This is a genomic window from Flavobacterium difficile (assembly GCF_011392115.1).
Classification (GTDB): domain Bacteria; phylum Bacteroidota; class Bacteroidia; order Flavobacteriales; family Flavobacteriaceae; genus Flavobacterium; species Flavobacterium difficile.
The window spans coordinates 1-10,900 of record NZ_JAAJBT010000007.1 but is presented as its reverse complement, the minus strand read 5'-3'; the positions used below and the strand labels follow the sequence as shown (position 1 = coordinate 10,900).

Annotated in this window: 6 protein-coding genes; all 6 read left to right on the top strand. The window is 32.4% G+C overall.

What is annotated here, in order from left to right; genetic code table 11:
- The first annotated feature begins 108 nt into the window (after positions 1-108).
- The 6 genes from G4D72_RS11165 to G4D72_RS11140 all read left to right on the top strand — a co-directional run bounded on the left by G4D72_RS11165 (position 109) and on the right by G4D72_RS11140 (position 10,475).
- Positions 109-4,236, top strand: a complete 4,128-nt coding sequence (locus G4D72_RS11165; RefSeq protein ID WP_166077791.1) for a reprolysin-like metallopeptidase — start codon at positions 109-111, stop codon at positions 4,234-4,236.
- Positions 4,237-4,372: 136 nt separating this feature from the next.
- Entirely contained in the window at positions 4,373-5,296 is a 924-nt protein-coding gene (locus G4D72_RS11160) for a PfkB family carbohydrate kinase (protein ID WP_166077790.1), read from the top strand.
- Positions 5,297-5,397: 101 nt separating this feature from the next.
- Complete coding sequence (locus tag G4D72_RS11155) at positions 5,398-7,296, top strand: amidophosphoribosyltransferase (protein ID WP_166077789.1); 1,899 nt, start codon at positions 5,398-5,400, stop codon at positions 7,294-7,296.
- Between the two features lie 341 nt (positions 7,297-7,637).
- Entirely contained in the window at positions 7,638-8,264 is a 627-nt protein-coding gene (locus G4D72_RS11150; protein ID WP_166077788.1) for a Crp/Fnr family transcriptional regulator, read from the top strand.
- Positions 8,265-8,357: 93 nt separating this feature from the next.
- Positions 8,358-9,071, top strand: a complete 714-nt coding sequence (locus tag G4D72_RS11145; RefSeq protein WP_207784908.1) for a hypothetical protein — start codon at positions 8,358-8,360, stop codon at positions 9,069-9,071.
- 99 nt (positions 9,072-9,170) lie between these two features.
- Positions 9,171-10,475, top strand: coding sequence for a TolC family protein (locus G4D72_RS11140; protein WP_166077936.1), 1,305 nt, complete (start codon positions 9,171-9,173; stop codon positions 10,473-10,475).
- Positions 10,476-10,900: the final 425 nt, after the last annotated feature.

Genomic DNA, 10,900 nt, shown 5'->3' with positions numbered 1-10,900 from the left:
ATTTATATTTAATTAAAATAGTTAAAAAGAGTGATTTTTATCACTCTTTTTTTGTTATTATCAAATAATATTATAATTTTGAGAACTTAACCCCCAAATTAAAAACTAATGAAAAAAAAATTACTTTTTTTTGTTTTTTTCTGTGCAATAACTTTTGCTCAAAAAAATGAGAGTTGGACATTGGTAGATAATTCTGATATTAATTTCAATGAAGTCTCCAGAAAACCTAATTTACCGCTTCAATTTTCTATATTCGAATTCAACTATCAAGCATTCCAAAATCAATTAAGAAATGTTCCTAATAGATACACTTTTAATGGTGTTTCTAATGTAGTTGTATCTTTGCCTTTACCAAACGGTGAACTTGTAGATTATCGTATTGTTGAGGCTTCCTCTTTTGATGAGGTCTTACAAGCTCGTTTCCCAAACATTCGTTCTTTTGCTGGAAATGATATAAGAAATCCTTCAAATGTTATCCGTTTTAGTTTATCTGAAGAAAGTGGAATTAGCGCTACTATTCGTTCTGCAACTGATGAAACCACTTATATCATTGATCCTTTTTCTATGGATTATAAGAAATTTATCGTTTATGATAGAGCTTTTACTTCAGGTTCAAAAGGTAAATTTAATTGTTTTACTAAAGACGATGTAAAGCAGTTTGGTCCAGATATTGAAAAGACTGATAATGTTATTTTAAACAATGCAGACGATTCTGTACTTAGACGTTTTGATTTAGCGCAATCTTGTACAGCAGAATATTCTAATGCTTTTGGAGCTACTTCAGCTGCTCAGGTTAATTTAGTTTTAGCACAATATAACGCCACTTTAACTAGGGTAAATGCTATTTATGAGCAAGATTTCAATGTTACCATGCAAATCATTAATCAAAGTACCAATGTGATTTATTATAATCCAGCAACAGATCCATATTCTGATGGAGCTACAGGTGCTGGTGGGGCTTGGAATTTAGAATTGCAAAATAATTTAAATGCCAATTTAACAGGAGTTGGTACGACTTTAGCAGCAAATAATGCCGTTTATGATATTGGTCACTTATTTGGTGCTTCTGGCGGTGGAGGAAATGCTGGTTGTATTGGTTGTGTTTGTGTGAATCCTACTGCAAATAACCAAAGACAAAAAGGAAGTGGATATACTTCTCCGTCTGCTGGTTTACCTCAAGGCGATACTTTTGATATAGACTATGTGGCACATGAATATGGACATCAGTTTGGTGGTAATCATACATTTACTACATCTGTTGAAGATAACCCTGTAAATATGGAACCAGGTTCTGGCGTTACTATTATGGCTTATGCTGGGATTACTGGTGCAAATACCGATGTAGCCAATAATTCTATTGGAGTATTTCATGCAGGAACAATTCAGCAAATTACAAATAATGTAAAAACTAAAACTTGTGATACAGAATTTGTTATTGCAAATGCAGTTCCAGTTCCTTCTGCACCTGCAACCTTAACTTTGCCTATAGGTACAGCTTTTAAATTAGTAGGTACTGCTACAGATGCCAATTCAAGTGATATTTTATCTTATAGTTGGGAGCAAGTTGATGATGCTTCTGGAGCTGGTAATCTTTGTAGTCAATCGGGTACAAATCCAGCTGGTGATGCGGATTGTATTCCAGTTGGTTCTGATACAGCAGGTCCCAATTTCAGATCGTTTTTGCCTTCTAACTCAGGAACTAGATTTTTTCCTAGATTGGTAGACCACGTTAGAAATGGTTTAACAGGTAATAAATGGGAAGTAGTACCAAATGTGGGAAGAACCATGAACTTTAGACTGACAGTTAGAGATAATAAATTAGGCGGAGGAAATAATGAAAGTGTAAATACAGCTGTTACTTTTGATGCAACTAGAGGTCCGTTTTTAATAACTTCTCAAAATACTACAGGTATTAGTTACGCTCCTCTTTCTACTCAAACTATAACTTGGTCAGTAAATAATACTAATTTAATGGCTGGTGCAGCCAACGTAAACATTAAATTGTCTACAGATGGTGGATTAACGTATCCTATTACAATTTTATCTAATACTCCTAATGATGGAACGCAAGTTGTAACTATACCAGATGTTGATGCTCCATTTTGTAGAATTTTAATTGAGCCTACCGCGAATAATTTTTACGCTATAAATACTCAAAATTTTGCCATTGGATTTACAGTAACACAGGTTTGTCAAGATTTTACAAGAACCTTAACTGCAGGCAATGCAATTACGACTCAAACACCTTTAGCTTACCAAAATTTTGCTATTAATATTCCGTTAGACGCTATTATTACGGATGTTAATGTTACTTCTAATATTACTCATGCTAGACGTAATGAGTTAGTAGTAGCTGTTAATAGTCCTGCAAATACTTTTGTTTCTCTGTTTAATCAAGGGGGTTGTGGTAATGCAATCGCTAATTTAAATGGAACGTTTGATTCCAATTCTGCTAATCCAGCAGCTTGTGGTGCAACTGATAATTTTGGTACGATGCGTCCGGTTGGAGATCTAGGAGTATTAAATGGTGAAAATGCTAATGGAACATGGCTTTTTAGAGTTGCAGACGTAGTTGCTACTAGAAATGGTACATTAAACAGTTTTACGTTTACAATTTGTTATACTCAAATTACACCTACAGCAGGAGTGTGTGGTACAACAACTTCAACTTGGAACGGTACAACTTGGTCTAATGGTGTACCCAATAGAAACGTAGCTGCAGTTTTTGCTGGTAATTTTAATTCTACAGCCAATTTAGAAGCTTGTTCAGTTACTATAAATACAGGAGCAACAGTTACTTTCAATGCGGGTCATACGTTAATTGTAGGCGGAAGTGTAACAGCTAACGGAACAGGAAGTTTAATATTAAATAATAATGCAGCCTTACGTCAAATAGATGGTAATGCGGTTAATACAGGAAATATTATTGTAAGAAGAAATTCTACAGGAATGGTTCGCTTAGATTATACAGCTTGGTCTTCTCCAGTTGCAAATCAGCAATTGCAAGCGTTCTCTCCAAATACTCTTCCAACACGTTTTTATGAGTATTTTTATGGAGGGAATACTACACCAACAGCTTATCAGTCAGTTACGGCTACTTCAAATTTCGCTAGAGGTAAAGGTTATATGATTAGAACTGCAAATAACTGGCCAACCACTTCAACAGTTTACAACGGCCAGTTTACAGGTGTGCCATATAATGGTGATGTTTCAGTAAGTATAGCTAGAGGATTTAATTTACTAGGTAATCCTTATGCTTCTCCTATTAATGCCACTAAAATAATGAACGACAATCCAACGATGATAGGTGCCTTATATTTCTGGAATAATACTGTTGCAGCTTCAGGCGGAACATATCCACAAAATAACTATTCAGCTTATACTTTAATGGGTGGTACAGCTTCAGTTTCTGGCGGTCAAGTTCCAAATGGAATCATTCAGGTTGGACAAGGATTCTTTGTAAGAGGTTTAGAATTTGGTACAATGAGATTTACCAATGCACATAGAGAAAATGCCTCTGCATCGACTCAATTTTTTAGAACATCTGAAGAAACAACAAATAACATTGAAACAGAAAAACACCGTATCTGGTTAAGTTTAAATAAAGAAAATGAAAAACACAATCAGGTTTTATTTGGTTATATGGAAGGTGCAACTTCTGGTTTCGATTTTGGAATTGATGGAAGCGTTCCAGATGATTCAAAAACGATGTTATACAGCGTAATTGATGATAAAGAATATGTAATTCAAGGTAAAGGATTGCCTTTCGATGATTCAGACGAAATTGCTTTAGGATTAAAAGCAACTTCATCAGGTACTTATTCGATTTCATTAGAAAATGTAGATGGATTGTTCGGTTCTCAAAATGTTTATATTAAAGATAACACAACGAATACGATTCACGATATCAAACAAGCACCTTACGTGTTTACTACTCAAGAAGGTGTGGATAATAACAGATTTAAAGTAGTTTTCCGAAATACTTTATCTAATGACACAGCTGTTTTAGATGAAAATGTGATCGTAATTACTCAAAATGAAGAATTGAAAATTTCTGCTTCTCAAGAAATCGCAACTGTTGATGTGTTTGATGTATTAGGAAGAAACGTATACAACAATTCAAATGTTAAAAATAAAGGACTAACGATTTCTTCAATTGCAAATAGAAATCAGGCTTTATTTGTAAAAATTACTTTTATTTCAGGAAATACTGTAACAAGAAAAGTAATTAAATAAGATAAGTACAATAAAGATTAAATCTCGATTCTGATAGTTTTCGGAATCGAGATTTTTTTTATGCTTAAAATTATTGTAACAATTTTTAAACTTCAAACGGAATAGCTATCTTTGCGGCTTATTTAAAACAAAGAAAATGAGCAAATTATTAATTGTAGGAACAGTAGCTTTTGATGCCATTGAAACCCCTTTTGGAAAAACAGATAAAATTTTAGGCGGAGCAGCAACCTATATCGGTTTATCTGCGTCTTTTTTTAATGTAGATTCAGCAATTGTATCTGTTGTAGGTGAAGATTTCCCACAAGAACATTTAGATTTATTAACAGAAAGAAATATAAATATCGAAGGTATTGAAATCGTAAAAGGTGGAAAAACATTCTTTTGGAGTGGAAAATACCATAACGATATGAATTCTCGTGATACCTTAGCCACTGAGTTAAATGTATTAGCAGATTTTAATCCAGTTGTTCCACAAGCATATAAAGATGCAGCAGTGGTAATGTTAGGAAACTTACACCCAATGGTTCAAGCTTCTGTTTTAAATCAAATGACTACGCAACCCAAATTGGTAGTTTTAGATACTATGAATTTTTGGATGGATTGCGCTTTACCAGAATTATTAGAGGTAATTAAACGTGTAGATGTAATTACTATTAATGATGAAGAAGCGCGTCAATTATCTGGAGAGTATTCTTTAGTAAAAGCGGCTGCAAAAATCCATACTATGGGTCCAAAATATGTAGTTATTAAAAAAGGAGAACATGGAGCTTTAATTTTCCATAATAAAGATGTTTTCTTCGCACCAGCGTTACCATTAGAAGAAGTATTTGATCCAACAGGAGCAGGAGATACTTTCGCAGGTGGTTTCTCAGGTTACATTGCTCAAACGGAAGATACTTCTTTCGAAAGCATGAAAAATGCCATCATTCACGGTTCTAACTTAGCTTCTTTCTGTGTGGAAAAATTCGGAACAGAAAGAATGGTGGATTTAAACAAAGAAGACGTTTACGCTCGTTTACAACAATTTAAGTCATTAACACAATTTGACATCAAATTATAAGCACCTACTATGCCTCGAATTTTCGGGGCATTTTTAATATTAAAAACACATACACACTAAACAAATGCTGAAATAAATGCAGCATAAACAACACAACAACTATGAGCGACGCTATTAAACACGAATGTGGAATTGCCTTACTTAGATTATTAAAACCATTAGAATACTATAAAGAAAAATATGGTACCGCTTTTTACGGTGTAGAAAAAATGTATCTCTTAATGGAGAAACAACACAATCGCGGACAAGATGGTGCTGGTTTTGCCAGCATAAAATTAGATGTGAAACCTGGACAGCGATATATCAGTAGAATACGCTCTAATCAAGCACAACCTATTCAGGATATTTTTACGCAAATCAATACAAGAATTTCAGATGAGTTAGCCAAAAATCCATCATACCAAGATAATGTAGCTTTACAAAAAGAAAACATTCCTTATGTAGGAGAATTGTTTTTAGGACACGTTCGCTATGGTACGTTCGGAAAAAACAGTATAGAAAGTGTACATCCCTTTTTACGTCAGAACAACTGGATGCACCGAAATTTATTAGTCGCAGGAAATTTCAACATGACCAATGTAAAAGAGTTGTTTCAAGATTTAGTAGATGTAGGACAACATCCGAAACTAATGGCTGATACCGTTACGGTTATGGAAAAAATTGGTCATTTCTTAGACGATGAAATTACCGATTTATACTTAGATTGTAAAAATGAAGGTTTAACCAAATTAGAAGCTTCTCCAGTAATTGCAGAACGCCTAAATATTGCCAGAATTCTAAGAAGAGCATCTAAAAATTTTGACGGCGGATATGCAATGGCCGGACTTTTAGGTCATGGGGATGCCTTTGTAGTGAGAGATCCGAACGGAATTCGTCCTGCTTATTATTATCAAGACGATGAAATTGTAGTGGTGGCTTCAGAACGACCAGTCATTCAAACCGTTTTTAATGTAGCGTTTGATGCGGTAAAAGAATTAGAAGCTGGTGATGCCATCATCGTTAAGAAAAACGGAAATGTAATTTTAGAAACTATCAGAGAAGCTGGTGTAAAAAAAGCCTGTTCTTTTGAAAGAATTTATTTTTCTCGCGGAAGCGATGCCGAAATTTATCAAGAAAGAAAATTATTAGGTAAATATGTTTTCCCAAGTGTATTAAAAGAAATTGATAATGACATTCATAATTCTGTTTTTTCTTTTATTCCGAATACTGCTGAAACTTCTTTTTACGGAATGGCAGAAGCCGCTCAAAAACATTTAGACGAGCAAAAGGTAAAAGATATTATTGCACAACGAAATACTTTAGATGAAAAAGGATTAAATGCCATTTTAGAAGAAAAAGTACGTACCGAAAAAATCGCCATTAAAGATGTTAAACTTCGTACTTTTATTACTGAAGATAGTAGTCGAGATGAAATGGTGGCGCATGTATATGATATCACTTACGGAGTAGTAAAACCTACTGATAATTTAGTTATTATTGATGATAGTATTGTTCGTGGAACAACATTGAAGAAAAGTATTATAAAAATTTTAGACCGATTACATCCTAAAAAAATTGTAGTGGTTTCTTCTGCACCACAAATTAGATATCCAGATTGTTACGGTATCGATATGAGTACTATGGAAGGTTTCATTGCTTTCAGAGCTACGTTAGAATTATTAAAAGAAACCAATCAATATCATATTGTTGAGGAAGTTTATAAAAAATGTAAAGCACAACAAGGGTTAAAAGATACAGAAGTGGTAAATCATGTAAAAGCCATATATGCACCTTTTTCAGATGAACAAATTTCAGATAAAATGGCAGAAATGTTAACTTCAAAAGAAGTAAAAGCTGAAGTGAAAATTATTTTCCAAAAAGTAGAAGATTTACATAAAGCTTGTCCGAAAAACTTAGGAGATTGGTATTTCACGGGAGACTATCCAACTCCAGGTGGAAACAGAGTAGTTAACACTGCTTTTATTAATTTTTTCGAAGGTAATGGACAACGCGCTTATTAAAAAAGTGTATTTTAACGAGTATTCTTACTTTTTAACAAGTTTTTATTGCCGATGAAATTAATTTATTCAATTTTACATCACCAGAAAATTAGTAGGTTAAGTTTTATGGTAGATTTGGGGCAAAAAGGGTGAAACGAAAGTTTCGCCTTTTTTATTTTTAGTACTTCATGAAATTTGGTTTTTCTGGTTTCTGAGCCAGGTATTTCATCAGTTTACCAAGACTTTTTTTTCTAAATAGCAAACATTCGGCTGCATCAAAAGAAATTAAAAATTATTATTTAACACCTATTTCTTATTGAATTTACTAAATTAGCCTAAGAAATAAACCTAAATTTCCTAACATGGAAAATACACTTCAAAACACCTATAATTTTATTTTCGAAGAAGCTTTACTGAATGAAATTTCTGAAGTTTCTAAGATTCATAATTTCAAAGAAGGCGACATCATAATCGACTTTAATGAAAATATAAAAAGTATGCCGCTAATTTTAACTGGCGCTATTAAAATTTTACGAGAAGATTTTGATGAAGGTGAATTGCTTTTATATTTTATAGAAAAAGGAGATACTTGTGCAATGTCTATGCAATGTTGTTTAGGAAATGCTAAAAGTGAAATTCGTGCAATTGCCGAAACCGACGGACAAGTTATTTTAATTCCAGTAGCTAAAATGAACGAATGGTTGAGCAAATATGCTACTTGGCGAAATTTCGTATTTAACAGCTACAACAATCGTTTGAAAGAAATGCTAACTACCATAGATCATTTGGCGTTTATGAACATGGACGAACGCTTGTTAAACTACTTATTTGAAAAAGCTAAAATTAATAAATCCAATAAAATTCATAATACACATCAAGAAATTGCTTACGATTTACATACTTCCAGAGTAGTAATTTCTAGAATTCTAAAAGCCCTAGAAAACAAAGGAAAAATTAAATTGAATAGAGCGTATATAGAGTTGTTGTAAATGAATCTCGCAAAAATGAAATATAAAATTTTATTCTTATACATCTTTTTATCAATAAGTTCTTTTTCACAAGATTTGTGTAAAACAGATATAATGAATCAAGAAAATTTACTTCCAAACAATAAAATTGATGAATTTTTAAAATATGATTTTTCCAAATTATGGCTAGAAACGGAGAACAGTTTGGTATACGGAATTCTCGGTGATGAGTATCAAAGAATTTTAATAAAGTTGCTTACAATCGAAAAAAATATCAACAATCCAAATGAATATTTTGTCTATGGTAAATCAAGTGTCAAAGAAAATATTTGCGAATTTGTTGGTAAAATTACAATTCTTAAAATTCAAGAATCGAAAAGGGAACATTTTGGAGTAGATGACGAATTTAAAAATTCAGGTATAAAAACACAAGGTTTGTTAACCGCTAAATATGAATTTTTCGAAAATAAATTACAATCACATTCTGGTTATTTTACTGGAATTTTAGAAACGAAATGGTTTTTAGATAAAGATGATAAAATGCAATACGACAATATAAATATCCATTCTGATGGTTATTTCAACAATGCATTTGTGGGAAGTTGGAAAATGTACCATTATAAAATCGAAAAAAAATGCCATTGGGGCGATTATAGAGTTCCAAGTGTTGATTGTAGTTTTGATATCGGAGCAGGTGAATTTGTAGTTGCTGAAAAATATCATAAAAAAGGATGGATAGATTTAGCATTGAAAGGCAAAGCATATAGTTTAGATATTACTGAATCTAAAAGTAAAACCAAAGAGACAATTAAAAGTTGGTGGGAGTAAATTCCTTTTAACAAAAATCCAACCTCTGTAACATTTGTAACTGTATACCATTTCGGTTGCGTTTAAATTTGCTTCATAATTCATCAGATTATGAAAAAAATGAAACAACCGATTTTTATAACCACTTTATTATTCTCCGTTTTTGGATGGACGCAAGACACGCTTTCTATATCTAAAAATGACATTTCAAAGAAAGTTGCTGAGAATAATTTACAAATGAAAATTGCTGAAAAAAATGTTCAATCAGCGAAAGCAGACTACAACCAATCGAAAGCAGTTTTCTTGCCGAATATAAATGTGTCGCACACCGGAATTTCAACTACTAATCCGCTAATGGCTTTCGGTTCGAAATTAAATCAGGAAATATTAACCGCTTCTGATTTCAATCCCGCGTTATTAAATGATCCCGCAAGAACTCAAAATTTTGCTACGAAATTCGAAATCCAACAACCTTTAATTAATGTTGATGGTATTTACGGAAGACAAGCCGCTAAAGCTAAAATGGAAGCGTTTCAACTACAAACCGAACGCACCAAAGAATATTTAGAGTTAGAAGTTTCGAAAGCCTACATGCAATTGCAATTGGCCTACAAAGCTGTAACTGTTTTAGAAAAAGCCCACACTACCGGAAAAGCCAATTTGAAATTAGTCGAAAATTATTTCAAACAAGGCTTGTTGCAAAAAACAGATTTACTTAACGTGCAAGTTCGAGTAAACGAAATCGCCAATCAATTACAATATGCAAAAAGTAACATACAAAACGCTTCAGATTATTTAGGATTTTTATTAAACGAAGACACACAAGGCAAAATTTACAAACCTTCGGAAGCTTTAGAAAACACAATTTCCATAGAAGCCATAAACGCGAATTTATCTGAAAATAGAAAAGACATACAGGCCATGACAAAATCTTCGGAAGCGTATGCGAAAATGCTACAAGCATCAAAAATGACATTCTTACCAAGATTAAACGCTTTCGGAAGCTATGAAATGTACGATAAAGATATATTAGGAACTTCTGCAAAAGGCTATGTTGTTGGTGCGCAATTGTCTTGGAATGTTTTCGATGGGTATAAATCTATCGGTAAATTTGAAAAAGCTAAAGCAGAATCTCAAAAAGCCGATGCAGAAAAAGAGCAATACACCAAACAAAGTCTGCTGGAAGTAAACAAAACCAATCGCCAATTAAAAGATGCAGAGAACAAAGTGAATGTATCACAATTAGCTTTCGAACAATCGCAAGAAGCTTACCGAATTCGTCAAAACAGATTCGCACAAGGTTTAGAAAAAACAACCGATTTATTGCAATCCGAAACCCAAATGATTCAAAAAGAATTAGAACAATTACAAGCGGTTTTCGAATATAATTTCACCAAACAGTATTTACAGTTTTTAACGAAGTAATTAGATAGAAACTTTCTAACAACACAGATTTAAGAAATTAAAGAATTCTAAAAAATCACTTCAGTTTGTGTTGAAAAAAAGAATAACATTTATTGAAGAAATTATATAAATTATTAAAATTTCTCCAATCTGTGTTTCAAAAGAAAATAAGTAACAATACAGATTTAAGAAATTAAAAAAAATATTAAAATTAAAATGATTTCTCCAATCCGTGTTTAAAAAGAAAATAAGTAACAATACAGATTTAAGAAATTAAAAAAATTATTAAAATTAATATGATTTCTCCAGTCTGTGTTTCAAAAGAAAATAAGTAACAATACAGATTTAAGAAATTAAAAAAATTATTAAAATTAATATGATTTCTCCAGTCTGTGTTTCAAAAGAAAATAAGTAACAATACAGATTTAAGAAATTAAAAAAATTAT